We start from the raw sequence: 22,905 nt of genomic DNA, 5'->3' as shown, positions 1-22,905 counted from the left end.
TCGGCCGGAGGGCGCTTCTGACACATTGGGCGTGCGGGAGGACGCGGTGCCGGGCGACGGCGCGGCGCCCCGCGCACGGGCCCGGCGCGCGTTCGGCACGAACGGCAGCGCGGTCGATCGACACTCTCCGTCCCAGAGCGCCATGAACCTCTTTTCCGGACGCGCGGTGCGCGCGCTGCCTGCGTGGTTCCGCGACATCCTTCCCGTGCGCCGATGCCGGCATCGGCACTTGCGCGGCGCGGCCTGCGCACTCATTGCCGTGTCGTGCGCCGCGCCGGCGCTGGCCTTCGATGCCTCCGCACCGGCCGTGCCGGCGGCGCCCGCCACCACGGCGACCGGGCTCGTGCGGATGCCCGGCGGCCGGCTGCTCGCGCCCGAGTTCGCCCGCATCGTCACGCGCGGCACGCTCGTCGTCGCGGTGCTCGGCGTCGATCAGCCGCCGTTCTTCATGTCGCGCAACGGCGCGTTGGCGGGCGTCGACATCGATCTTGCCGACGCGCTCGCGAAAAAGCTCGGCGTGTCCGTGCAGTTCGACCGCGATGCGCGCACTTTCGACGACGTCGTGCGTCTGGTCGCGACCGGGCAGGCCGACGTCGCGATCAGCAAGCTGTCTCGCACGTTGCCGCGGGCGCAGGTGATCCGCTTCAGCACGCCGTACATCAGCCTGCGGCGCGCGCTGCTGATCAACCGCGTCAGCTTTGCGGAACTCGCGAAAGGGCGGCCGCTGCCGGAAGTCGTGCGCGACTACCGCGGCACGATCGGCGTCGCCGAGGGCTCGGCCTACGCCGATTATGTGCGCAACGATTTCCCGGCCGCGCGGGTACGCATCTATCCGGACTGGCCGGCGGCGCTCGATGCGCTGAACGCCGGCGCGGTATCGGCCGTGTATCGCGACGAACTCGCGATCAAGCTGATGATGCAGGACAGCCCGACCGCGCCGATCCGGCTGCGCGTCGCGACATTCGACGACCTGACCGATGCGATCGCCGTCGGCGTGCCGGTATCCGCGCAGACGCTGCTCGCGTTCGTCAACCAGTTCCTGGCCGAGCGCAACAAGCGGCTCGACGTGAAATCCCTGCTCGATGCGATGGGGCATTGACATGAACATGAACGAGAACATCAGGATCACGCCACGCATCGAGCGGCTGCATGCGCTGGCGATCCATCCGTTGACGGTATTCGGCAGCCTCGCGCTCGGGATCGTGGCGGGCGCGCTGTGGCCGGCCGCCGCGCCGAAGTTCGACTACGTGGGTCAGGTGTACGTCGGCCTGCTCAAGATGACGGCGCTGCCTTTCATGACGGCCGCCGTGATCTTCAGCCTGCAGCGGCTGTTGCGCGACGGCAGCGCGTCGAATCTCGTGATGCGCGTGATCGCGATCTTCGGCTGCGTGTCGGTCTTGGTCGTGGTGGCCGGCGCGGTGGTGTTCGTCTCGATGCGGCCGGGCGAGCATCTGTCGAACGAGACGCTGAAGGCGTTCGGCGCGCTGGTCGGCAGCGACGGCGCGGCGAGCGACACGGTGATGACGCTGTACGGCGCCGATCCCGCGGAGAAGTCGTCGGGCCTCGCCGACATGCTGATCGCGCTGGTGCCCGGCAACTTCTTCGCGGCGCTCGCGAGCGGCGACACGCTGAAGGCGCTCGTGTTCTCGCTGTTCTTCGGCTTCGCGTCGGGGCGTGTGCCGGCGAGCATCTCGGCGGCGCTGAGCCAGACGCTGGAAACCGTCTATTTCACGTGCCAGAAGATCATGCACTGGCTCGCGTATCCGACGCCGATCGTGCTGTTCTGCGGCGGCGCCGCGCAGATCGGCACGTCCGGGTTCGGGCCGCTCGAGGCGATGGTCCGCTTCGTCGTGGCGTTCGTCGTCGTCGCGCTCGTGCTGATCGCGGCGGCGATCGTCGTGATCTGGAAGCGCTCGGGCGCGACGCTGCCCGAGACGCTCGCCGGGTTGCGCACGCCGTTCGCGATGGCGCTCGCCACGCGCAGCAGCGTGGCCTGCATGCCGAGCATGATCGAGTGCCTGGCCGACGGATTCGGCTTTGCGCGGGCGCGCGTCGAACTGGTCGTGCCGCTCGCCGTGTCGCTGCTGCGCGTCGGGCCGATGGTCTATTACGCGAGCGCGACGCTGTTCGTCGCGCAACTCTACGAGCGCCCGCTCGGCCCCGGCGAGCTGTGTGTCCTGCTGGTGGCGTCGGTGCTGGCCGGGTTTGCATCGACCGGTACGTCGGGCGTCGTGACCGTGTCGCTCGCGGGGATGGCCTGCGCGGCGCTGCACCTGCCGTTCGAGGCCGCGTTCGTGCTGTTCGTGGCAGTCGATCCGTTCTGCGAGATCTTGCGGACGTTGTTGCTGGTGATCGGCAACTCGGCCGTCGTATCCGCGATCTGTGCGCGGCCGTCGCGCGCGTGAAGGAGGCATCATGGCACTCATCGGTGTATTGGGCGGAATGGGACCGCTGGCCACGGTCGACTTCATGCATCGCGTGATCCGGTTGACGCGCGCGCGCTGCGATCAGGATCATCTGCCGATGATCGTCGCGAACCTGACGCAGACGCCCGATCGCGTGCGCGCGATCGTCGACGGCGGGACCGATCCGCTGCCGGCGCTGCTCGACGGCGTTGCGCTGTTGAACCGCTGCGGCGTCGACGTGATCGCGATCCCGTGCAATACCGCGCATCACTGGTATGCGCCGCTGCGCGAGCGCAGCGCGGTGCCGATCCTGCATATCGTCGATGCGTCGGTGGCCGCGTTGCCGGCCGGCGTGCGGCGCGTCGCGGTGCTTGCGACAGGCGGCACGCTGGTGTCGGGCCTCTACCAGGCGGCGCTGCGTGCGCGCGGTTTCGAGCCGGTGATGCCGGGCGTGGCCGCGCAGCGCGATATCGTCGCGTGCATCGCGGCCGTCAAGGCGGGGAAGATCGATGCGTCGGCGCGGTGCCTGACGCGCGCGCTCGCGACGCTCGCGCGGCGGGACGTGGGTGTGGCGGTGATGGGCTGCACGGAAATCCCGATCGCCGCGGGTGCGTTGCGCGATGCGCCGTTCGCGTTGATCGACAGCACGCAGGAGCTGGCGCGCGCGACGATCGCCTATGCGGCCGAGCGCGGATGGGGGCGGGCGGTGTGACGCGCGGCGACGGCGGGCGGTGTGACGCGCGGCGACGGCGGGCCGTGCGGATGCCGCCACGCATGACGGACGCCGCTCGCGCTAGATCTGATACGGCGCCCGGACGCCCGGTTCGGTGACGGGAAAATCCTTCGTGTTGCGCGATACGAGCAGCAGGCCGTTCACTTGCGCCGATGCCCAGACGATCGCATCGGGCAGGCGAATGCGACGTTCCTTGCGAATCGTGACGGCGCGGTTCGCCACCATGCTGTCGAGCGGGATGATGTCGAATGACGAGAGCCATGCGCGGATCGCCGCATCGTCGCTGGCCGTCGCGCCGACCATGACTTCCATCCAGGTCACCATGCTGATTGCCCGGTAGTCGTAGCGGGCCAGCTCCGCGCGCGCGGATTCCACGCCGCCGAGATAGTCGATCAGGATGTTGGTGTCGAAGAGTGCCTTTACCATTCCGCGCGCAGGGCCTCCTGCCAGGCGAGCCCGTCGAGCGCACGCGCTTTCCAGAGACCGAACACGGAGTCGGCATGCGGCGACCGGTGCGGCACGAGGCAGGCGCCGGCCGGAAGCGCGCGGCCCGGATGCCTGGCCGCGCTGGGGGTGTCGATGTGTGCTTTTACCATTCTGAACGCAGTGCCTCCTGATAGGTGAGCCCGTCGACCGCGCGATCCTGCCACAGGCCGAATACGTGATCGGCGTGCGCTCGCTTGTGTTGCGCGATATACGCGTCGATCGCATCGCGAATGATCGCGGCGCGAGGGCGTTGCTCAGTCTCGACGATGGCGGCCAGTTCGTCGAGCTGGCCATTCGACAGATCGATCAGGATACGGCTCATCGCAACCTCCGATATATGATATGCATATCATATATACACGTGAGGTCATCCGCAAGGCGCCGACTCGCCCGGCAAGCTTGACGGTCCGCCGGCAGGTGGCGGACCGGGCACTCACGCGGCGATTTTCCTCAGCCAGTCGGCGAGCCGACGCGCCCCGTCCGGCAGGTCGGTGTCCTCGCGCGTGCACAGGTAGTAGTCGCGCCCGTCGTCGAGCGCGTGGTCGAACAGCTTCACGAGTTCGCCGCTGGCCAGTTCGCGCTCGACCAGCGGCGCGCGCAGCAGCGCCGCGCCGAGATCCGCGCGTGCCGCGCTCAGCGTCAGTTGCCCGTCCTCGAACATCGGCCCCACCGCATGCGACACGTGCCGCACGCCGGCGCCCTGTAGCCAGTTGACCCAGGTGCTGCGATCCTCGTCGTGCACGAGCGGCGCCCGCGCGAGATCGGCCGGCGTCCGGAACGGCCCGTGGCGCGTCAGGAACGACGGGCTGCACATCGGCACCATCGCGCCCGGCAGCAGCCGCTCGCAGCGGTAGCCGGGCCAGTCGCCGGTGCCGAAGCGGATCGACAGGTCGGATGCGTCGCTTCGATAGTTGCGGTGATGTGCATACAGCACGGTCACGTCGACGTCGGTGTTGTCGGCGAGGAAGGCGTGCAGCCGCGGAATGAACCAGCCGATGCCGAGCAGCGGAATCAGGCTGATCGTGATCTGCCGCAGCGACGACCGGTCGCGCACGAAGCGCGTCGCGCTGCGCAGCACCGAGAACGCGGCGCTGATCGAGCGGTAATAGTCGCGTCCCTCGTCGGTGAGCGCGAGCAACCGGCCTTCGCGCACGGTCAGCGGCGTCTGGATGAACGCTTCGAGCAGTTGCAGCTGATGGCTGACCGCGGATGGCGTGATGTCGAGCTCGTGCGCGGCCGCGGTGACCGACCCGAGACGCGCGAATGCCTCGAACGCGCGGACGGCGCGCAGGGGTGGATCGGACGGCAATTGTTCGATATTTTTCATGTATCGAATTTTATCGAAAAGTCTGGGTAAGCGACAACAATAAAATATTCTGTATTTACAGGTAATTACGTTATTGGGTCGGGAATGGAATAAGCATCCAACAATTGGGTATTTGGGGCGTGTCGGCAGATTATTTAATATTTTTCATGTTTTGATTCCCGAATCACTGATCCCTGCACATGAAAATCGCATTCTTTCCCGCCAGCCTCGCATTCTCCGCGGCCACACTGATCGCCGCCGTTCCCGCCTTCGCGCAGTCCGCGCCGCAGACGATCCTGATCGGTCTGGCCGCACCGCTCACCGGCCCGTCCGCGCGGATCGGCAAGGACCTGCAGAACGGCGCGCAACTCGCGATCGACGACGCGAACGCGAAGCATCCGAGCATCGGCGGCAAGCCGGTCGTCTACAAGCTCGTCGCGGCCGACGATCAATCCGACCCGCGCACGGCCGTCGCGGTCGCGCAGCAGCTCGTCGACCGGCACGTGATCGGCGTCGTCGGGCACTGGAACACCGGCTGCAGCGTGCCGGCGTCGCGTGTCTACCGCGATGCGGGCATCCCGCAGATCGCGCCGGCGTCCACCGGCCACCCGTACACGCAGCAGGGCTACGCGACGGCGTTCCGCATCATGGGTCACGACGATGCGGGCGGCAATTTCACCGGCGCCTATGCGGTGAAGACGCTGAAGGCGAAGCGCATCGCGGTGATCGACGATCGCACGTCGTTCGGCGCGGGGCTCGCCGACCAGTTCGTCAAGGGCGTGCAGACGAACGGCGGCACGATCGTCGATCGCCAGTACGTGAACGACAAGACGACCGACTTCAGCGGCGTGCTGACCGCGATCAAGGGCAAGCGCGCGGATCTCGTGTTCTTCGGCGGGCTCGACGCGCAGGCCGCGCCGATCGCGCGCCGGATGCGCCAGCTCGGCGTGAATGCGCCGCTGCTCGGCGCCGGCGGTTTCGTGAGCCAGACCTTCCTGTCGCTCGCGGGCAAGGACGGCGACGGCGTGACGGCGCTCGAGCCGGGCCTGCCGCTCGACCGGATGCCGGGCGGCAAGGCGTTCGACGCGCAGTACCGCGCACGCTTCAACGCGCCGATCGAACTGCATGCGCCGTTCGCGTACGACGCGGCCGCCACGCTGATCGCGGCCGCGCAGAAGGCCGGCACGACCCAGCCGGCGAAGCTGGTCGCGGCCGTGCGCGCGATCGACCGGCCCGGTGTGACCGGCCGGGTCGCGTTCGACGGCGAAGGCAACCGGAAGGACCCGGCATTCACGATCTACCAGGTGCGCGGCGGCAAGTGGACCGTCGTCGACGTGCTCGGCGGCGCGCACCCCGCAACGAAATGACGACGGAGACGAACCCCATGACCGATACGACTCATGCCGCCGCGGCGGCACCCGAGGACACGCGCCTCGGCATCCTCGCGCGGCGCCGCATCGAAGCGGAAATCATCAAGCCGATCTACGAGATCATGAAGCGCGAATTCGGCACCGGGCGCGCGCAGGCCGTGATCGCGGAAGCCGTGCGCGGCGCGGCCGTCGACGCGGGCCGCACGTTCGCCGCGCAGGAGCCCGACGGCACGAGCGTGCAGTCGTTCATCGCGCTGCAGGTGCTGTGGGAGAAGGACGATGCGCTCGACGTCGAGGTGCACCGCGCGGACGACGCGCACTACGACTACGACGTGCATCGCTGCAGCTACGCGGAGATGTATCACGCGATGGGGCTCGGTGAGATCGGCCACCTGCTGAGCTGCGCGCGCGACAGCTACTTCATCGAGGGTTACGACCCGCGCATCGCGCTGACGCGCACGAGCACGATCATGCAGGGCGGCAAGCGCTGCGATTTCCGTTATGCGCTGCAGGCGGCGCCGCGCGATGACGCACCGGAGGCCGGCAATGCGTGACGACCTCGCGGGCGCACCGCGCGTCGACGGCGCGCGGCTGTGGGCGTCGCTCGAACGGATGGCGCAGATCGGCGCGACACCGAAGGGCGGCGTCTGCCGTCTCGCGCTGACCGACCTCGACCGCGAGTCGCGCGACCTGTTCGTCGCGTGGGCGCGCGATGCCGGCTGCACGGTGCGGGTGGACCGAATGGGCAACGTGTTCGCGCGCCGTGCGGGCCGCAATCCCGACGCCGCGCCGGTGATGACGGGCTCGCACGCCGATTCGCAGCCGACCGGCGGCCGCTACGACGGCATCTACGGCGTACTCGGCGGCCTCGAGGTCGTGCGCGCGCTGAACGATGCGGGCATCGAGACCGAGCGTCCCATCGACGTCGTGATCTGGACCAACGAGGAAGGTTCGCGCTTTGCGCCGGCGATGATCTCGGCCGGCGTGTTTTCCGGCGTCTATCCGCTGGAATACGGGCTGTCGCGCACCGACGGCGCAGGCAAGACGATCGGCGAGGAACTCGCGCGGATCGGCTATGCGGGCGCCGAGCCCGTCGGCGGCTATCCGGTGCATGCCGCGTACGAGCTGCATATCGAGCAGGGCGCGATTCTCGAACGCGCGGGCAGGACGATCGGTGTCGTGACGGCCGGGCAGGGGCAGCGCTGGTACGAGGTGACACTGACGGGCGTCGACGCGCACGCGGGCACGACGCCGATGGAATTCCGGCGCGACACGCTGGTGGGCGCCGCGCGGATGATCGAATTCGTCGATGCGCTCGGCCGCCGTCATGCGCCGCACGCGCGCGCGACGGTCGGGATGATCGAGGCGCGGCCGAATTCGCGCAACACGGTGCCGGGCTGCTGCTTCTTCACGGTCGAGTTCCGTCATCCCGACGATGCGGTGCTCGATGCACTCGATGCGGCACTGCGTGCGGAGCTGGCGCGCGTGGCGGCCGACGCCGGCCTCGGCGCGCGGATCGAGCAGATCTTCACGTATCCGCCGGTGCCGTTCGCGCCGCGCTGCATCGACGCGGTGCGCGACGCGGCGCAGGCACTCGGGCTGTCGCACATGGACATCGTGTCCGGTGCGGGCCATGACGCGTGCTATGTCGCGCGCGTCGCGCCGACCGGCATGATCTTCGTGCCCTGCGTTGACGGGCTGAGCCACAACGAGGCCGAGGCGATCACGCCGGAATGGTCGGCGGCAGGCGCCGACGTGTTGCTGCGCGCGGTGCTGCAGAGCGCGCAGGAAGCGGGCGCGTGATCGGCGCCTGACAGGCGCGGCCTACTTGCCGGCCTTGCGCCGCGCCATGTACGTGAGGTACGCGACGATCTGGTCGAGTTCCCGGTCGCTGAGCTGGTCGGGCGGAAACGCCGGCATCACGCGGCCGGGCCAGTCGCGCACCGATGCCGGATTGCGGATGTAGCGGCGCAGCGCGGCGGGCTGGAAGTAGTCGACCGGATTCATCGGCGCGTTCAGGTCGGGGCCGGCCTGGCTGCTGCCCGCGCCGTCGACGCGGTGGCACGCGAGACATTGCGTGACGAACAGCCGCTGGCCCGCACGGGCCGGATCGTTCGCCGGCAGTGCCGGATCGACGGCGAGCGACGGCCAGCGCGCGAGCGGCGACGATTCGATCGTGATACGAACGATCTGATATGGCCACTGCTCGCCGCGCACCGACGCTGCGTCCGGCCCCAGCCACACGAGATAGAACGGCCCCGCGCCGACCTGCTTGCCCGGCAGCTTCGGCCATGGGTGCGCGGGATCCTCGATCGCGAGCCACGCAACGGCGCCGGCCGGCGCACGGCGGCGCGCGAGGTCCAGCGGCAGTTGCGCGGCGAAACCGTCGGCCGCGCGCGTTTCGAGCACGCCGTCCGCCGGCAGCGGCGTGTCGCCGAGCAGCGCGGCGAACGGCACCGCGCGAAACGTCATCGGCCGGCCGTACGCGATGTCGCGCGGCACGTGGATGTCCGTCGCATCGGCGCGCGCGAGCAGCGCCTGGCGCGTCAGGACACGCGGCGTGCCATCGGTCTCGAGTTCGAGCGAACCCTGTGCGGACGCGCGCGTGGCGATCAGGCACACCGTCAGCAGCAACAGCGAAAACCACTGGCGCTTCACCATTCGTTCTCCTTGGGGGCGTTCCGGCGGCGGCAAGGGGCGAGCGCCGCGGCTGATGGATGGAATCGGGCGACAGTCTATCCGGTACGGGCGGCGCTGGCGACTTCGGCGCGGGAACCCGGCAGGCGCGAGGGATCGGGCCGGGCTGCCGCCGCGGACCCGGCTACCGGGCCGGCCGATGTGTACCGGGGGATCGCACTGCGCGAATCGGGTAGCGGCGCAACCGCATGGATCGCTCGTGTCGAGCGGGATCGACGTGCCGGGTCGCCGTCAATGCGCCGAACACTGCGCATCGGCCTTCGGCAGAGGCGTTTCCCGTGCCGTGTCGAAATCGGCTTCGCGCGTCCCGGACGGCGTCAGCGATACGAAATGCATCGTCCCGTCGCGTGCCGGGAATCCGGCGATGCCGGTCGAGCCCCACGGAATCGGCGAGCGCTGCACACCGCTCACCGACATGCCCGTCGGCGAAAGCGCCAGCGTCAGCAGCCGCCCGTCGCGGGTCGGCACGTATGCATGCATGCCGTCGACGCCGATCCCCGACTCGCGCACCGACGCCGGCAGGCAGTCGAGCGTCGCGACGCGGCGGCCATCCGGGTCGATCAGCATCGCGACGCCGCGATTGTCCGCCGTCGTCGTGACGACGACAAAGCGGTCGACTGCCGGCACGTAGGCGGACGAATACACGTAATACTGGATCGCGTCGCTCAGCGGCCCGAGCATGTCGAGCTTCGCGCTGACCGGATCGAACATCGCGAATTCGAGCGTCGCGTCCGTGCTGCCTTCGATGTATTTCTGCCAGACCAGCAACGCGCGGCGTGGCGAGCCCGCGACCACGGGCCACCATTCGCGGCGATGCGGCGCGACCGGCACATGGTTTACCACGCGTCCTTCGGCGTCGTAGGTTTTCACGTAGACGCCATTGCCGGTGCCGAGGTTGTCGACGCCGCCGCCGTCGATCCAGTCGGCGGAATAGAACACGACGAAGCGTTCGCCGACCGCGGCGACGTGCCCCGAGTGGCCGCCCGTCTCGACGTCGTTCGGGTAGGGCTTGACCGGCTTCAGGTCACGCCGATAGACACCGTATCGCTGGCTGACCACCTGCGGCGCGTTCCAGCCGTCCTCGAGCGTGACGAAGATGTCGCCGCGCGGATTCTGCGCGATCGACACGGGTTCCTGCGCCTCTGGGCGGCTGATGAACGTATGGACGCGCAGCAGGCGCGGCTTGCCCGGCAGCCATTCGCCGACGTAGACGTCATGCGGCCAGTTGCCGTTGCGCAGCGCGCCGCGCGGCACGATGCCCGAGCTGCTGAAGAACACCCAGCGCCGGCCGTTGCCGGCGTCGGCCACGCCGATCCCGTGCATGAAACGCCGCGGGTCGCCGCTGTCCTGCGGCGATGCGGGCGCCTGCACGGTGACGGTGTGCACGACCGGCGCGCTGGCCAACGTGCGCGGTGCGGCGACGGCGCAGCACGCGCCGCAGAGCGCGGTCGCGACGCGCCACGCGGCAGCGCGCCGTGCCGCGTTCGGGCGCGTGACCGTGGCGTGCGCCACGAACGGCTTCCGTATCACTCGACGGTGACCGATTTCGCGAGGTTGCGCGGCTTGTCGACGTCGGCGCCGCGCGCGCAGCCGACGTGATACGCGAGCAGTTGCAGCGGAATCACGTTGACGATCGGCGACAGCGCGTCGCCCGATTCGCGCACACGGATCAGGTGCGTGTCGCGGTCGGCATCGATCTCGAGATGATGGCCCGCGAGCACGTACAGCCGTCCGCCGCGTGCGCGCACCTCGGCCATGTTGGACTTCAGCTTCTGGAACAGGCGGTCGTCCGGCGCGATCGTGACCACCGGCATCGCGCTCGTGACGAGTGCGAGCGGACCATGCTTCAGTTCGCCGGCCGGATAGCCTTCCGCATGGATGTACGACACTTCCTTGAGCTTCAGCGCGCCTTCCAGCGCGATCGGATAGTGAATGCCCCGGCCGAGGAACAGCGCGTTCTCGGTGCGCGCGAACTTCGCGGCCCAGCCCATGATCTGCGTTTCCAGCGCGAGCGCGTGGCCGATGCGGTCCGGCAGTTCCTGCAGCTTCTTCAGGTGCATCGCGACCTGCGAGGCGTCGAGCCGGCCGCGCTGCCGTGCGAGCATCAGCGTCAGCAGGAACAGCGAGACGAGCTGCGTCGTGAACGCCTTGGTCGACGCGACGCCGAGCTCGATGCCGGCGCGCGTCAGGAAGCAGAGCGGCGCGCTGCGCGCGATCGTGCTGGTCGCGACGTTGCAGATCGCCATCGACAGGTCCTGGCCCATCCCGCGTGCACGCTCGATCGCGCCGATCGTGTCGGCGGTCTCGCCGGACTGCGAAATGCCGACGACCAGCGTGCGCGGATCGGGCACCGTATCGCGGTAGCGGTATTCGCTCGCGATCTCGACCTGCGCCGGGATGCCCGCGATGCCCTCGAGCCAGTATTTCGCCGTCAGGCCCGCGTAGTAGCTGGTGCCGCAGCCGAGCAGCAGCACGCTCCGGGTCTTCGACAGCAGCGCGCGCGCGCTGTCGCTGCCGCCGAACAGCGCGGGCGAGATCGCGTCGATGCCGTCGATCGTGGCGGCGATCGCCTTCGGCTGCTCGAAGATCTCCTTCTGCATGAAGTGCTGATACGGGCCGAGGGCGGCGTCGTCGTCGCGCGCCTTGACCAGGCACAGCGGGCGCTGTGCCGCGCTCCCGACCGAATCGACCACGTCGATGCGCTCCGGCGTGATCAGCGCGACATCGCCGTCTTCCAGGTAGACGAAGCGGTCGGTCAGGTCGCCGAGCGCCGCGCAGTCGGACGCGAGATAGTTCTGGTCCGCGCCGATGCCGATCACGAGCGGCGAGCCCGCGCGCGCGGCGACGAGCCGCTGCGGTTCGCGCGCACTCAGCACGGCGATCGCATACGCGCCGTGCAGCCGCTTGACCGCGCGGACGACGGCATCGAACAGGTCGTCGCGATACATGCTGTGGATCAGGTGCGCGATCACTTCGGTGTCGGTCTCGCCGCGGAACGTATAGCCGCGCTCCCGCATCTCGGCGCGCAGCGCATCGTGGTTTTCGATGATCCCGTTGTGCACGACCGCGATCGTGTCACCCGACATGATCGGGTGCGCGTTCATTTCCGACGGCGCGCCGTGCGTCGCCCAGCGCGTGTGCGCGATGCACGTCTGCGCTTCGAGACCGAGCGTCAGCACGCGGTCCTGCAGGTCCGCCACGCGCCGCAACGTGCGTTCGCTGCGCAGGCGGCCGTCACGCAGCACGGCGATGCCGCACGAATCGTAGCCGCGATATTCGAGCCGGCTCAGCGCATTGACCAGTTGCGGGACCTGATTGTTCAGGCCGCTTGCTCCGACGATTCCGCACATGATTCACCTCGTCTACGGGAAATTGCCGGCCGGCGCGCGACGCGCGCCAGCACGATTTCAGGAGCGGTGCCGCGTCGCGCGGCACGTCTCCGGGGTGACCTATTCGCGGGGTTGCGGTCCCGCATGCGCGATCCATTCGATGCCCGAGATCGAGCCGTTCGCATCGTGCGACGCGACGAGAATGCGCGTCGTGCGTCGCGCGCCGCGCCGGCGGGCGCCCGCGAGCGCGGTCGGCGGCACCGAGCGCATCTTCACGCCGGCCGAACGCCGCAGCATCTTCGACGCGCGCCACCGGTACGCGAGCGGATGCACGACGCGCCCCGCGATCAGCCACATGACGATCGTGCCGGCGATCAGCGCGATGCTCGTCACGTAGAACACGATCTGCTCGATCGGCATCTCGGCCTGGTTGAACGGCAGCAGGTAGCGATATGTGTAGATGCAGATCGATGCCCATACGCCGCCGACCAGCGCGGGCCGCAAGAGGCGGAACCACACGACGAGCACGGGCCCGAACAGACTGCCGCGCTCGGCGATCAGTTCGCGCGGCGCGCGCAGGGAAAGGTCAATAATCGGCGCGTTCTTCATGTTGAATACCTCGGTCGGGACTGACCCAAACGGCGCGCTTGCCGCGGCCCCGCAGTAACACGGCGGGCAGGGCGACGACGGTGGTGATCATGCTGATCAGCCAGAAGGCGACGGGGTACCAGATGGTGTCAAGGAAATACATCAGGAGTTTTTCGTCGTAACGACGATCGATCATGCAGCCGATGATCAGTTGCAGGATGCAGGTCGCGACCAGCAGCATCCCGTGCCAGTGCGGCACCACGGACACATGCCAGCTCGACGGAAGCGGGTAGACGACGCCGATCAGCGCGAGCAGCAGGATGAACGACATCGAATAGGCCCACGCGATGCCGATCAGGTACTCGGCGAACAGCGGCCACATCATCATCTGCGTCGGCCGCGCGAGCGTGCCTGCGTACTTGAGCAGCACCTGGATGCCGCCCTTCGACCAGCGCACCCGCTGCCGGTAGAGCCCCTTCAGCGTCTCGGGCATCAGGATCCAGCTGAGCGCATGCGGCTCGTACACGACGCGCCAGTCGCGGCACTGCAGCTTCCAGCTGATGTCGATGTCCTCGGTCAGCATGTCCGAGCTCCAGTAGCCGACATCGGCGAGCGCGGTCTTGCGGAACATCGTGATCACGCCCGACACCGTGAAGATGCGGCCGTACACCTGCTGCGTGCGCTTGATCAGCCCGACGATCGACGAGAATTCGCCGACCTGCATGCGTCCCAGCAGCGACGTGCGCGTGCGGATGCGCGGATTGCCGGTGACCGCGCCGACGCCCGGATCGGTCAGGAAATGCTCGAGCATCCAGCCGATCGCGTCATGCGCGAGCAGCGCATCGCCGTCGATGCAGAGCAGGTATTCCGCGTTCGAGACCGACGCCGCGGTGGTGAGCCCGACCGCCTTGCCCTCGTTGCACGCGTGATGGATCACGAGCAGCCGCGGAATCTCGACGGCCAGCTCGTTGAGGATGTCGCCGGTGCGGTCCTTGCTGCCGTCGTTGACCGCGATGATGTCGTAGTTCGGGTAGTCCATCGCGTTCAGGTGACGGATCACGCTGCGCGCGTTCGCCGCCTCGTTGAAGCACGGCACGACGATCGAGATCTTCGGGATCCCGCTCGCGGCGATCGTGCGCGTCGACAGTTCGCGGCCTTCCTCGAGCAGGAAGTAATGCACGACACCGCCGATCATCCACAGATACGACATGAAGAACGGATAGTAGAAGACGAAGTCCTGCAGGCGCTGGATGATGCCGTGGGTGGTCATGGCGTCTTGGTCCCCTGTGCATGCTGCATCTGCATCAGCGCATTGATCGAGGTCGGATCGAGGCGCGACTTCAGCGACATCACGTCGCGCATCGCGTCGAGCTCCGGCTGGCCGTTCAGGAAGTTGTCGGGGTAGTAGCCGAAATTCACCGCGCCCTCGCTGCGCAGCCGCCTCATCTGCGCAAGCAGCGTGCCCGCCGGCACCTGCTTCTGCGCGTGCCAGTCGTACGACTGCAGTTCGAACACGGTGCGCTGCAGCCCGCGCTGCTTCGCACGGACGGCCCGCACGAGCTGGTCCAGCCAGCCCTCGGGATCCTTCGCCTGCTCCATGTACGGCATCGCCATCAGCGCGACGTAGTCGTAGTGGGCGAGGAAGTCGTCGTAGTTCTGCGCGTACCACGCTTCCGATTCGGGCTTGAGCACCGGCATCGCGAAGATGTTGCGCGCGGTCAGCACATCGCCCACGTTCTGGTGGGCCAGCACGATCTGTTCCAGCTGGCGGGTCAGGTCGGTCAGATAGCGCGACTTCTGGCGCGTCCAGCGCTTCATCAGGTCGGGGTTCTCGCGGATCTTGCCGACGTCGGCCGGCAGCCCCCACTGCGAATAGGTGCGCAGCGCATGCCGGCCCGCATCCTCGTAGTCGTCGAGCATGGCGTCGTCACTGAACAGGATGCCGCTGAACGATGCGTGCTTGCTGAGATCCTCGTAGATCTGCTGGATCATCAGCCGCGCCTCCGGATCGAAAGGGCTCAGCCGGAACACGTGCGAGCCGTTCTCGCGGGCCGGTGCGCCACCGTATGCGCTGACGGCCTCGAGCCCTTGATGCTTGTCCGGCGGCGGGCGGAACGCGAGCACCGGCATCCACGCGTACACCTGCACGTTGGAGCGCGTATTGAGCTGCCAGGCGGCGCGCGAGAACAGGTCGGCGCGCATCGGCAGGTGCCGGTTCGGGAAATACACGGCCTCGGCCACGCCGGTGCCTTTCGGGTCGGCATACGCCTGCAGGTACACCGATTTCGGCTGCATCCGGTAGATGCGCTCGATCAGCTTGCCGAGATTGTCTTCCTGCCGCGCGGGATTCGGATCGTAGACCTGGTCGAGGTCGACCTGCACGATGCGCTCGGGCACGTCGATGTCGCCGCGGTTGGATGCCGGCTCGCGCATCGAGCGCTCGAACCCGCCGATGTCCACGTCGTACATCATCAGGATCCGCCGCAGCCGGTCGAGCGGCACGTCCGGCGTATTCGGGCCGGCGTCGAGGCTGAACTGGATGTCCATCCCGAGCGACGTCGAGATCTGGCGCACCGGCTGGTTTTCCGCGCCGTATGGCCACACCATCGAGCGTGCGACGATGCCTGTTCGTTCGCGGATCTGCCGCACGCAGGTCTGCAGGTCGTCGTGCACGCGTGCGTGGAATTCGGCGTCGGTCTCATAGCGCTTTTGGTCCTGCAGGTAGAGATGCGACGTGGTCGCCGGCAATTCGTTGCCTTGCGGATTCGCGACCGCACCGTGATGGAGGTTGTGGGTGTGGCAACCGAGCTCGACGAACTCCGAATGCCCGAGCTTCTTCACCTCGTCCCACGACAGGAAGGAGTCGCGCGGCAACTGAACCTTGTCGCTGATGCGGATCGGCGTATCCGGCGGCGCATCGATCCACGCGGTGACGAGGCCCATCACGGCCGGATACTTGAAGCGTTCGAGCAGCGGCAGCACTTTCGTGTAGTGGCTGCGGAAGCCGTCGTCGAATGTGAGGAGCACCGCGCGCGGCGGCAGCGGCCTGCCGCCGTGCCGCGACTCCTCGATCTGCTTGACCGTGATGGTGTGGTAGTTGTTGGTCTGCAGCCACGAGAAGATCGCGGTCAGCGTGCCGGTGTCGACCGCGAACGGGTCGACCATCGCGTTCGGGGAAGAGAACGACGCCATCAGGTTGTCGCGCACGTCGTGCATGCAGATCACGCGAAACGTCTTGCCGTCGGCCGGATCGGACGGCGGCAGCAGGTCGATCATCCGGGCGTTCGTCACGCCCGGGAACAGCGAACAGGCGGCGAACGTGCCAACGCATCCGCACATGAAGGTCCGTCTGGTTTGCATTGAGCGATCTCCTCGCTAGAACGGCAGGTTGACCGACATGAAGCCGGTTTCGGAGCGCTCGCGCTGGCCGTCGTATGCGTGGCTGCTGACCTCGACGCCATAGCTCAGCGTGATGTCGTGCTTGAAGGTCCACGCGTGCTCGAGGCGCGCGCTCCATAGCGGGCTCGTGCCGAAGCCGCGCTCGTTGTACACGCCGCCCGACACCGACAGGCGCTGCTGCAACCCCATGTCGCCCTTCTTCCACAGCGTCAGCTGATGCATGACGGTGGCCGCGGCCGCGTAGTCGCGGCCCGGGCTGAAGTAGGGCGCGTTCTGGCGCGTATTGCTGTCGGTGCCGAGATCCAGCGAGACGTTGACGAGCTGGTTGGCCGCCGTGTACACGCGCTGCGTGGCGGTCGCGTTGATCTCCTGGTGCAGGTTCGAATCGCTGTAGCGGCTCACGCCGTAGCTCAGCTTGACCTCGCGACGGTCGTTCTGGCGATACACGACCGCGACGTTCGCGGAGCGGCCCCAGATGTGCGCGGCATACGCCTTCCACGGCAGCGAGTTGTCGTTGCTGTCGAGCGCGCCGGAGACCGTCCAGTAGTCGTTCAGCGCATACGCGATGGACCCGCGGCCGCCGGTTCGGCCGTCACCGCCGAGCGAGCGCGTGACTTCGCCCAGCACGGTGAGCGGCCCGTGCCGGTAGTCGCCGCCGACGCCCGTGCGCGTGCGGCTGACGCTGCCGCTGTCGGTTTGCGCATGGCCGTAGAACGTGTGCGAGAAAACGCGCCAGTTGTCGCCGAACGGCTGCGAGTAAATGTAGCTGTCCGAGGTGAAACTGTTGTCGGCCAAGGCGCTGTTACCGTGCTCGAAGCTCAGGTCGGTCGTGAATATGGGGCTGCGGTATGCCTTGTAGTCGCGCTTGAAGCCGCGCACGGCGCCGCTGTCCGGGAACACGTTGTCCAGGGTCTGGTCGACGCTCTTCGCGGTTGCGTAGTCGTCCGCGACGAGCGATGCGCGGCCGAGGCCCGCGAGCATCTCCACGCTGTCCGGGTGATCGGTCAGCGATGCGCGATACATCGCGATCGCCTGGCGCGGATGCGACTGGCCCGACACCGCGTCGGCATGCGCGGCACGGATCTCCGCGTTGAACGGCACCTGTTTCTCGAGCGCTTCGAGCGTGGCGATCCCTTCGTCGACGTGGCCCGTATAGATCAGGTATTGCGCACGCAGCCGGTAGTAGCGCAGATAGTCGCTTTCTCCCGGGCCGACGTTGGTCACCTGCTGGGCCGGCGGCAGCGACTTTTCCATGTCGTCGAGCACCTGCTTCGCGTCCGTCGCGCGTCCCTGGTCGACGTACGACCAGAACAGTCCTTCGCGCAGTTCGATCGGACGCGTGCGTGCGCCGTACTGGAAGCCGCGGGTCGCGCGATCCGTCGGCGACGCGGTGGCCTGCTGCAGCGCGCGCTGGTACACGGCGTTCGCCTTGCCAGGTTCGCTCAGGTACAGGTAGGCGTCGCCGACGGCCGCCAGCGCGTCGATCGAGATCTCCGCGTCGGGCGGAATCGTCTCGAACGTCGCAACGGCCTGCTTCATGTCGCCGCGCGCCGCAAGGGCGACCACCCGGTCGCCCGCGAGAGCGGTCCTGACCGGCGTGTACTCGGGCGTGGCCGGCATCCGCTTGTCGAGTTCGTCCGCCGCGCGCAGCGCGTTGTCGATCCCGTCGAAGCGGTCCGAGCTCGTCATCGAGCGCGACTTGTCGCGTCCGCCGCGCACCTGCTGGCGAATCGACAGTTCTTCGAGCTGCGCGATGTCGACGGCAGAGAACGCATCGGGCCGTGCCTTCGCTTCCTCGAGCGCCTTGATCGCGCCGCCGCTCGCGGCGAGGCCGAACACGTCGTTGCGCACGGTCGCGACGTCGGCGGTACGGAGATTCGGCGCCTGGGCATTCGGCGTTTCGACGTCAGGACCTTGCGAGGGTTGCGTCGCCGTGCCCGGCAGTTGGGCGCCGGGCGTCTGCGAATTCGGCCCCTGCGACGACGGCGGTTGCGCGCCGGGCGTCGCGGTAACCGGCGCAGGCGAGTTCGGCATCGGCGTGCCGGATGCCTGCGCGGTTTGCGTCGGTGCGTTCGGCGGCGCGTCGGTCGCGGCCTGCAGCGGGGTGTCCGAAGGGGACGCGCTCGGTGCTGGCGATTGAGATGCAGGTGCGTCGGGCGTCGTGGAAGCGCCTTGCGGCGGTGCTTCGGGCGGCTGGGTGCTCGCGGGCTGCGCGATCTGGATCGGCGTGTCCGATGCAGGCGCATTCGGCGGCGCGGTGTCGGTTGCCTGGGCAAGTTGCATCGGCGCATTCGACGCCTGAGCGTCGGGTGCCTCCGTACTCGACGCTTGCGCGCCCGGTGCCGGTTCACTCGGCTGCGCCGCGTCCGGCTCCACCACGACCGTGGTCGGCATCGCCTGCGGTTGCGGGGCCGACGCCTGCGCGATCTGCATCGACGCATCGGATGCCTGCGCGATCGGCGTCGGCGCAAGCGGAGGCAGGGTGTCCGGATCCTGGGCGAGCCGCATCGACGCCCCCGTCGGCTGGAGGTCGGGCGGCAGGACATCCGGCGCACCGTGGGTTCCGGCGATTTCGCTCGCGCTGCCGGCTTCCGCATCGCCTTCGGCGGCAACGCACGGGCCGGACGCGAGGAGCAGCAACAGCAACGGTGCGTGCAGGAGGATCCGCCGGTTGGGCGGAGCGACGGTGGTGCATTGTTGTTGACGATTGTTGGCCACGGTAGTCCTCACTCTGAATCGATCACATCGGTTGCCCGCCCGACGATGCTCGTCGCTGGCCGTCACGCCGCCGGGCAGCGAGGCCCGGCGGCATCCGGCCGGTTCACAGGCGGTTGCGGATCGCTTGTCCAAGCAGCGCCCGCGATTCGCTGTTCTTCGGGTCGATCGCGAGTGCGCGGCTCGCGTTTTGCTCCACGCAGTTCCATTCGTCGATTCGTGCGCACCAGCGCGCCTTGGCCAGGGCGCGGGCACCTTCCAGATCGTCGTGCGTGACGCGCGTGGTCTCCATGTGTGCCGTGTCGGCGAGATACGACTGCGGTTGCCGCTGCGGCGCGGGGTCGACGTGTTTTCGCATGCGCGCGAGCGACTGTGACCGTGACGTCCGGTGCGTGTCGCCGGGACGTGCCGCACGACCGCTGGCCGATGCGGCGTGTGCGTTCGCCGCGAGCGTTGTGGACGGCACGTGCGCGGGGCGCGCGTGTTTCGCGGCGGAGCGGGGAGTCGTTTGTAGCGGCATGGTCGGTTCCGCCGCGGCCGACGGGGCGGGTGTTGTCGGCGCATACGGCATGCCCGGTGCAGAAGGCGAGACCGGCGCGGCTTGCGCGACCGTCGACGCCGCACCGGACGCGTCGGCCGTCGTGGCCGCGATGGCCTTGCGATACTTTCCTACGGCAGTGCCGATCATGCCGGCGATGTCGTGCGTCACGGTTGCATGGCCGAGCCCCACGTCCCGCTCGACGTATGCGAAGGCACCGAAGATCGCGGCAAATGCAACGATGCTGAGTGCCGCACTCTTTCCCGGGCCCCAGGAGGGTTTCGGCTGCCGGACGGGCGAGCCGTCCGGTCGTTCTGCACGAGTCATTCAATCCTCCGCGATTCGATGGATGGTGACGAACGACGCGCGTCGCGCGCGGTCGGCGTGCGGAATCAGGCGGGACTTACCACCGCAACTGCGTGGCGAGCGTGCCCGTCTCGACGACCGCGAACTGGGTCGTTCCCTGATAGGTCCCTTCGACCCGGTAACTGGCCTCGGGCACGCTGAACAGACAGCGCGACCCCGTTGCCTTGAATTCGACGAGGACGCGTCCATGCCGTCGCAGCCGCACCTGCACGTTCGACAGCGGTTGCCCGTTGGCGCCCGATACGAACGACACGCCGAGGTTGTACGGACGGCCATCGGGGGGAAGCGGCGCCGTCCCGTCGATTCGCGCGTCGCCACAGATATACGAAATCACGTATCGCCCGGGGCCGGACCCGGACGCCGGCGTGTCGGTCGGGGTTTGGGGCTGGGCCACGGCATGGATGCAGAGTGCGGATACAGCGACGCCAATGAGCGGGCGAGCGTGCTGCTTAAACGAGGAAGGCATTGCAACCTCCGTCCGGAATCGATGACAGCGCATTTATCCCGAGTCGAAATTAACGCTATTGTTTTAGCGACATGCTATTGATACACGATGGGTCTTGAACAAACAATCGCGTGTGTCCCGAATGGGACAGGTGTTAAATGTCTTATTGAAGGAGGATTGCGGCGGATTTTGGTGGTTGGTTTAACGCTGAATAAAGTCAATATTGCCGAATATGATTATTGCTCAGCGGTAGCGATGACCAAACGGAAATTTTCCGACGGAAGTGGTACCGAAGATCGTTCCGAAAAATAACGACTGATAAAAGAAATTCTTGCTTCTGTGCTCGAGATATTGTGATGGCAGTCGGTGCACAGGCCGGAAAAGCCGAAAAGAGGGTGCGACGGTTTTGATGTGAATCGGCATCGCATGCAAATAGAAACTTTTGATTTGTTCTGTAACAGGGTATTTCCGTCGTATTAATCGGCAAGTTATTCGGAGGTATTGCTGAATTGGTTAAAAATACGGCATGGACGCGCAAACGTTTGCCGTTTGATTTAGATCGATCAAGTGTGTGATATTGATTCGAATATGAAGCGGGAGCGAAAAATGCTCCGCGGGCAGGCGCGGGTTTTAATGGCCGGCGCGACGCGGTTTGATCCGCGCCGCGCCGGCGTTCTCGCACGTGAGTACGTGAGGGCGCGTTACCGGCTGCCGCCTGCGCTGCGGCGCGCGACGCGCACGGCCGGCGCGACCGGATCGGCGGCGATCGTGGCATCGGCCGCGGCGCGCGGCCGGTTCATGATGTAGGTCCACAGCTGCTCGGCCGCGAGCCCGCGCTTGCGCGCGGACCGGTACAGGCGAATCTCGAGTTCGGTGATCCAGTCCGCGGAACCGGCGCGGACGAGCGAACCTTCCGCGAGCTCCTTCTCCACGCAGCTTTCGGGCAGCCAGCCGATCCCGTGCCCGGCCACGACCATCCCCTTCAATGCCTCGGACATGTGCGTCTCGAAGCACCGGTGCAGCGCATACGATTCGGACGCGTTCAGCAGCAGCATCTCGACGACGTTGCCGAGGAACGCGCCCGACGAATACGCGAGGAGCGGCAGCGGCGCGTCCGGCGTGCCGGGCAGTTCGAATACCGGCTTGCCGCGCGCGTCGGGCGTCGACACCGGCAGGATCCGTTCGACGCCGAGCGTGACGAACGGGAAGTGGTTCGGATCGAGCACGATCGGCAGTTGCGGATGGTGATAGCCGAGCAGCAGGTCGCATTCACCCGCGACGAGCTGCTGCACGCCTTCGGGCACGTTCACCGCGTTGACGCGGGTGGTCACGTGGCCGACTTCGCCGTTCAGCCGCTTGAGCCATTCGGGGAACAGCGTGAACACGAGCGTATGCGCGACCGCGAAGCGCACCACCTGGTCGCTTGCCGCGAACTGGTCGTAGCCGTTTACGAGGTTGCGTGCCGCATACATGCTGCGCAGGATGTCCGCGGCCAGCCCGCGGAACATCTGGCCGGCCGGCGTCAGCGTGATCGGGTTGATGCTGCGGTCGACCAGCTTCGCGTCCATCCACGTTTCGAGTGCGGCGATTCGTCTGCTGAATGCCGACTGCGTGAGGTGCCGATGACGCGCGGCCCGGGAAAAGCTCTTGGTATCCGCAAGGCTCAGGAAATCTTCCAGCCACTTCGCTTCCATGTTCGATCTTCGCTTTTTATAGTCGGGCGCCCACGGGGCGGCGGCGCCGTTTCGCTGCACGAACTCTCTAGCCTACCGCGCCTCATGCGCATGCAGCCGATGTTTTTTTTCGATCGGTGTCAGTCGAAATATGCATGAGCGTTGTCGGCGGCATTACGGCTGAATAAGTTTGAGGCGCCGGACCCGGCTAACCGGTTAGTTCACCGCGTCGAACGCCGGTGCGGCCGCAGACGGTACTTCCCCCCAGGGCCGGCCGCGCAGGTTGCGTGGCCGGCCCGCCTTTCCCGCAGTCGGTTGCGACGGCCCGGCGCGGTGCCGTCCCGGTCGAAAACGGGAATCGAATCGGGGATCGGGGAGCCGAAGCCAGGGCGGACGTTGCGAGGGCACGATTCGCCGCGAGGCGCACGGTTGGCGCGGGCGCATATTTGTGCAGTGCAGATTGCACAATCGTGACACGCGGGGGAACTATGGTCGACAGGGGCGGCACCGGTCGCGCGCAATCACGGCGCGTCGACGCCGCGGATGGCACCGCCGCTGCACCGTCGTGGTGCAGTATGGCGCACGAGCGTGCGTGGCGCGGCGGAAAAAGGGGGGAATCGAGCGGATAGCGCAAGGCACGTTCCTTGCAAAGCAGATGTGACGCCGGTCCGGCATGCGCAATGCCGGGGAGAACGATGGAGAACAATTCGATGAAACCGTTCGATGAAATGTTGCAATCCGGCGATATGGTGAGAGCGCCTTACGCGCGCCTCAAGCAGTGGCTCGATACGCAGAACCCTGCAAGCCTCGCCCAGAAGGCCCACGATGCGGAAGGTGTGTTCCGCAGGACAGGCA

Annotated in this window: 21 protein-coding genes and 1 pseudogene; 8 read left to right on the top strand and 14 right to left on the bottom strand. The window is 67.5% G+C overall.

From position 1 onward, the window contains the following. Window positions 1–142: 142 nt before the first annotated feature. From DIE06_RS15020 to DIE06_RS15010, 3 genes are read left to right on the top strand one after another with little or no spacing between them, the layout of a single operon-like run. On the top strand, window positions 143–1,099 hold the full coding sequence (locus DIE06_RS15020) for an ABC transporter substrate-binding protein (RefSeq protein ID WP_124662093.1): 957 nt from the start codon (window positions 143–145) through the stop codon (window positions 1,097–1,099). Between the two features lies 1 nt (window position 1,100). Next, on the top strand, window positions 1,101–2,405 hold the full coding sequence (locus DIE06_RS15015; protein WP_124662092.1) for a dicarboxylate/amino acid:cation symporter: 1,305 nt from the start codon (window positions 1,101–1,103) through the stop codon (window positions 2,403–2,405). 10 nt (window positions 2,406–2,415) lie between these two features. Further along, on the top strand, window positions 2,416–3,117 hold the full coding sequence (locus tag DIE06_RS15010; RefSeq protein ID WP_124662091.1) for an aspartate/glutamate racemase family protein: 702 nt from the start codon (window positions 2,416–2,418) through the stop codon (window positions 3,115–3,117). An 81-nt stretch (window positions 3,118–3,198) separates the two neighbouring features. Here DIE06_RS15010 and DIE06_RS15005 read toward each other — a convergent pair whose 3' ends face one another. The 4 genes from DIE06_RS15005 to DIE06_RS14995 all read right to left on the bottom strand — a co-directional run bounded on the left by DIE06_RS15005 (window position 3,199) and on the right by DIE06_RS14995 (window position 4,951). Continuing rightward, complete coding sequence (locus DIE06_RS15005; RefSeq protein ID WP_124662090.1) at window positions 3,199–3,564, bottom strand: type II toxin-antitoxin system VapC family toxin; 366 nt, start codon at window positions 3,562–3,564, stop codon at window positions 3,199–3,201. Beyond that, window positions 3,558–3,734 (bottom strand): hypothetical protein, encoded by a 177-nt coding sequence (locus DIE06_RS38280; RefSeq protein WP_185733408.1) that lies wholly within the window; start codon window positions 3,732–3,734, stop codon window positions 3,558–3,560. Before DIE06_RS38280 ends, DIE06_RS15005 begins: the two co-directional genes overlap by 7 nt. Next, window positions 3,728–3,946: a ribbon-helix-helix protein, CopG family gene (locus tag DIE06_RS15000; RefSeq protein ID WP_124662089.1), complete on the bottom strand. Its 219-nt coding sequence runs from the start codon at window positions 3,944–3,946 to the stop codon at window positions 3,728–3,730. Before DIE06_RS15000 ends, DIE06_RS38280 begins: the two co-directional genes overlap by 7 nt. A 111-nt stretch (window positions 3,947–4,057) precedes the next feature. Beyond that, a complete protein-coding gene (locus DIE06_RS14995) occupies window positions 4,058–4,951 on the bottom strand; it encodes a LysR substrate-binding domain-containing protein (RefSeq protein WP_124662088.1) in 894 nt (297 codons plus the stop codon). A 179-nt stretch (window positions 4,952–5,130) separates the two neighbouring features. On the opposite strand from DIE06_RS14995, the gene DIE06_RS14990 reads away from it, so the two are divergent. From DIE06_RS14990 to DIE06_RS14980, 3 genes are read left to right on the top strand one after another with little or no spacing between them, the layout of a single operon-like run. Further along, the gene (locus DIE06_RS14990; protein ID WP_124662087.1) at window positions 5,131–6,297 is read left to right on the top strand and encodes a branched-chain amino acid ABC transporter substrate-binding protein; all 1,167 of its coding nucleotides are present in this window, start codon (window positions 5,131–5,133) and stop codon (window positions 6,295–6,297) included. Between the two features lie 17 nt (window positions 6,298–6,314). Continuing rightward, window positions 6,315–6,854 carry an L-2-amino-thiazoline-4-carboxylic acid hydrolase gene (locus tag DIE06_RS14985; protein WP_124662086.1) on the top strand — a complete coding sequence of 180 codons (540 nt, stop codon included), beginning with the start codon at window positions 6,315–6,317 and terminating at the stop codon, window positions 6,852–6,854. Beyond that, window positions 6,847–8,103, top strand: a complete 1,257-nt coding sequence (locus DIE06_RS14980; protein WP_124662085.1) for a Zn-dependent hydrolase — start codon at window positions 6,847–6,849, stop codon at window positions 8,101–8,103. The genes DIE06_RS14985 and DIE06_RS14980 overlap by 8 nt, the downstream gene beginning before the upstream one ends. Before the next feature lie 21 nt (window positions 8,104–8,124). Here the strand turns inward: DIE06_RS14980 and DIE06_RS14975 are convergent, their stop codons facing one another. From DIE06_RS14975 to DIE06_RS14935, 9 genes are all read right to left on the bottom strand, one after another. Continuing rightward, window positions 8,125–8,961: a cytochrome c gene (locus tag DIE06_RS14975; RefSeq protein WP_124662084.1), complete on the bottom strand. Its 837-nt coding sequence runs from the start codon at window positions 8,959–8,961 to the stop codon at window positions 8,125–8,127. Between the two features lie 267 nt (window positions 8,962–9,228). Beyond that, window positions 9,229–10,509 (bottom strand): hypothetical protein, encoded by a 1,281-nt coding sequence (locus DIE06_RS14970; protein ID WP_124662083.1) that lies wholly within the window; start codon window positions 10,507–10,509, stop codon window positions 9,229–9,231. 14 nt (window positions 10,510–10,523) lie between these two features. Then, entirely contained in the window at window positions 10,524–12,347 is a 1,824-nt protein-coding gene (glmS, locus tag DIE06_RS14965; protein ID WP_124662082.1) for a glutamine--fructose-6-phosphate transaminase (isomerizing), read from the bottom strand. Between the two features lie 99 nt (window positions 12,348–12,446). Continuing rightward, window positions 12,447–12,935 (bottom strand): Biofilm PGA synthesis auxiliary protein PgaD, encoded by a 489-nt coding sequence (locus DIE06_RS14960; protein WP_124662081.1) that lies wholly within the window; start codon window positions 12,933–12,935, stop codon window positions 12,447–12,449. After that, window positions 12,913–14,184, bottom strand: a complete 1,272-nt coding sequence (gene pgaC / locus DIE06_RS14955; protein ID WP_124662080.1) for a poly-beta-1,6-N-acetyl-D-glucosamine synthase — start codon at window positions 14,182–14,184, stop codon at window positions 12,913–12,915. Before pgaC ends, DIE06_RS14960 begins: the two co-directional genes overlap by 23 nt. After that, window positions 14,181–16,274, bottom strand: coding sequence for a poly-beta-1,6-N-acetyl-D-glucosamine N-deacetylase PgaB (pgaB, locus tag DIE06_RS14950; RefSeq protein WP_124662079.1), 2,094 nt, complete (start codon window positions 16,272–16,274; stop codon window positions 14,181–14,183). Before pgaB ends, pgaC begins: the two co-directional genes overlap by 4 nt. Before the next feature lie 15 nt (window positions 16,275–16,289). Next, on the bottom strand, window positions 16,290–19,031 hold the full coding sequence (gene pgaA, locus DIE06_RS14945; RefSeq protein ID WP_124662078.1) for a poly-beta-1,6 N-acetyl-D-glucosamine export porin PgaA: 2,742 nt from the start codon (window positions 19,029–19,031) through the stop codon (window positions 16,290–16,292). Window positions 19,032–19,134: 103 nt separating this feature from the next. Beyond that, entirely contained in the window at window positions 19,135–19,893 is a 759-nt protein-coding gene (locus tag DIE06_RS14940) for a hypothetical protein (RefSeq protein ID WP_124662077.1), read from the bottom strand. 76 nt (window positions 19,894–19,969) lie between these two features. Then, window positions 19,970–20,398 carry a hypothetical protein gene (locus DIE06_RS14935; protein ID WP_124662076.1) on the bottom strand — a complete coding sequence of 143 codons (429 nt, stop codon included), beginning with the start codon at window positions 20,396–20,398 and terminating at the stop codon, window positions 19,970–19,972. 87 nt (window positions 20,399–20,485) lie between these two features. On the opposite strand from DIE06_RS14935, the gene DIE06_RS38275 reads away from it, so the two are divergent. Next, window positions 20,486–20,689: a hypothetical protein gene (locus DIE06_RS38275; RefSeq protein ID WP_185733407.1), complete on the top strand. Its 204-nt coding sequence runs from the start codon at window positions 20,486–20,488 to the stop codon at window positions 20,687–20,689. Window positions 20,690–21,078: 389 nt separating this feature from the next. On the opposite strand, the gene DIE06_RS14925 is transcribed toward DIE06_RS38275, so the two are convergent. Then, window positions 21,079–22,071, bottom strand: coding sequence for a LysR substrate-binding domain-containing protein (locus DIE06_RS14925; RefSeq protein ID WP_124662074.1), 993 nt, complete (start codon window positions 22,069–22,071; stop codon window positions 21,079–21,081). A gap of 689 nt (window positions 22,072–22,760) precedes the next feature. Here DIE06_RS14925 and DIE06_RS14920 point away from each other — a divergent pair. Continuing rightward, window positions 22,761–22,905: pseudogene (locus tag DIE06_RS14920) on the top strand (circularly permuted type 2 ATP-grasp protein); the annotation flags it as partial.

Source organism: Burkholderia sp. Bp8998, from assembly GCF_003854235.1.
In the GTDB taxonomy this organism is placed as follows: domain Bacteria; phylum Pseudomonadota; class Gammaproteobacteria; order Burkholderiales; family Burkholderiaceae; genus Burkholderia.
Note: the sequence above shows the minus strand (reverse complement) of the source record. Positions and strands in the feature narration are given on the sequence as shown.

Coding starts and splice junctions, on each gene's coding strand:
- DIE06_RS15020 (WP_124662093.1), top strand. CDS start 143: ATGAACCTCTTTTCCGGACGCGCGGTGCGCGCGCTGCCTGCGTGGTTC.
- DIE06_RS15015 (WP_124662092.1), top strand. CDS start 1,101: ATGAACATGAACGAGAACATCAGGATCACGCCACGCATCGAGCGGCTG.
- DIE06_RS15010 (WP_124662091.1), top strand. CDS start 2,416: ATGGCACTCATCGGTGTATTGGGCGGAATGGGACCGCTGGCCACGGTC.
- DIE06_RS15005 (WP_124662090.1), bottom strand. CDS start 3,564: ATGGTAAAGGCACTCTTCGACACCAACATCCTGATCGACTATCTCGGC.
- DIE06_RS38280 (WP_185733408.1), bottom strand. CDS start 3,734: ATGGTAAAAGCACACATCGACACCCCCAGCGCGGCCAGGCATCCGGGC.
- DIE06_RS15000 (WP_124662089.1), bottom strand. CDS start 3,946: ATGAGCCGTATCCTGATCGATCTGTCGAATGGCCAGCTCGACGAACTG.
- DIE06_RS14995 (WP_124662088.1), bottom strand. CDS start 4,951: ATGAAAAATATCGAACAATTGCCGTCCGATCCACCCCTGCGCGCCGTC.
- DIE06_RS14990 (WP_124662087.1), top strand. CDS start 5,131: ATGAAAATCGCATTCTTTCCCGCCAGCCTCGCATTCTCCGCGGCCACA.
- DIE06_RS14985 (WP_124662086.1), top strand. CDS start 6,315: ATGACCGATACGACTCATGCCGCCGCGGCGGCACCCGAGGACACGCGC.
- DIE06_RS14980 (WP_124662085.1), top strand. CDS start 6,847: ATGCGTGACGACCTCGCGGGCGCACCGCGCGTCGACGGCGCGCGGCTG.
- DIE06_RS14975 (WP_124662084.1), bottom strand. CDS start 8,961: ATGGTGAAGCGCCAGTGGTTTTCGCTGTTGCTGCTGACGGTGTGCCTG.
- glmS (WP_124662082.1), bottom strand. CDS start 12,347: ATGTGCGGAATCGTCGGAGCAAGCGGCCTGAACAATCAGGTCCCGCAA.
- DIE06_RS14960 (WP_124662081.1), bottom strand. CDS start 12,935: ATGAAGAACGCGCCGATTATTGACCTTTCCCTGCGCGCGCCGCGCGAA.
- pgaC (WP_124662080.1), bottom strand. CDS start 14,184: ATGACCACCCACGGCATCATCCAGCGCCTGCAGGACTTCGTCTTCTAC.
- pgaB (WP_124662079.1), bottom strand. CDS start 16,274: ATGCAAACCAGACGGACCTTCATGTGCGGATGCGTTGGCACGTTCGCC.
- DIE06_RS14940 (WP_124662077.1), bottom strand. CDS start 19,893: ATGACTCGTGCAGAACGACCGGACGGCTCGCCCGTCCGGCAGCCGAAA.
- DIE06_RS14935 (WP_124662076.1), bottom strand. CDS start 20,398: ATGCCTTCCTCGTTTAAGCAGCACGCTCGCCCGCTCATTGGCGTCGCT.
- DIE06_RS38275 (WP_185733407.1), top strand. CDS start 20,486: ATGGGTCTTGAACAAACAATCGCGTGTGTCCCGAATGGGACAGGTGTT.
- DIE06_RS14925 (WP_124662074.1), bottom strand. CDS start 22,071: ATGGAAGCGAAGTGGCTGGAAGATTTCCTGAGCCTTGCGGATACCAAG.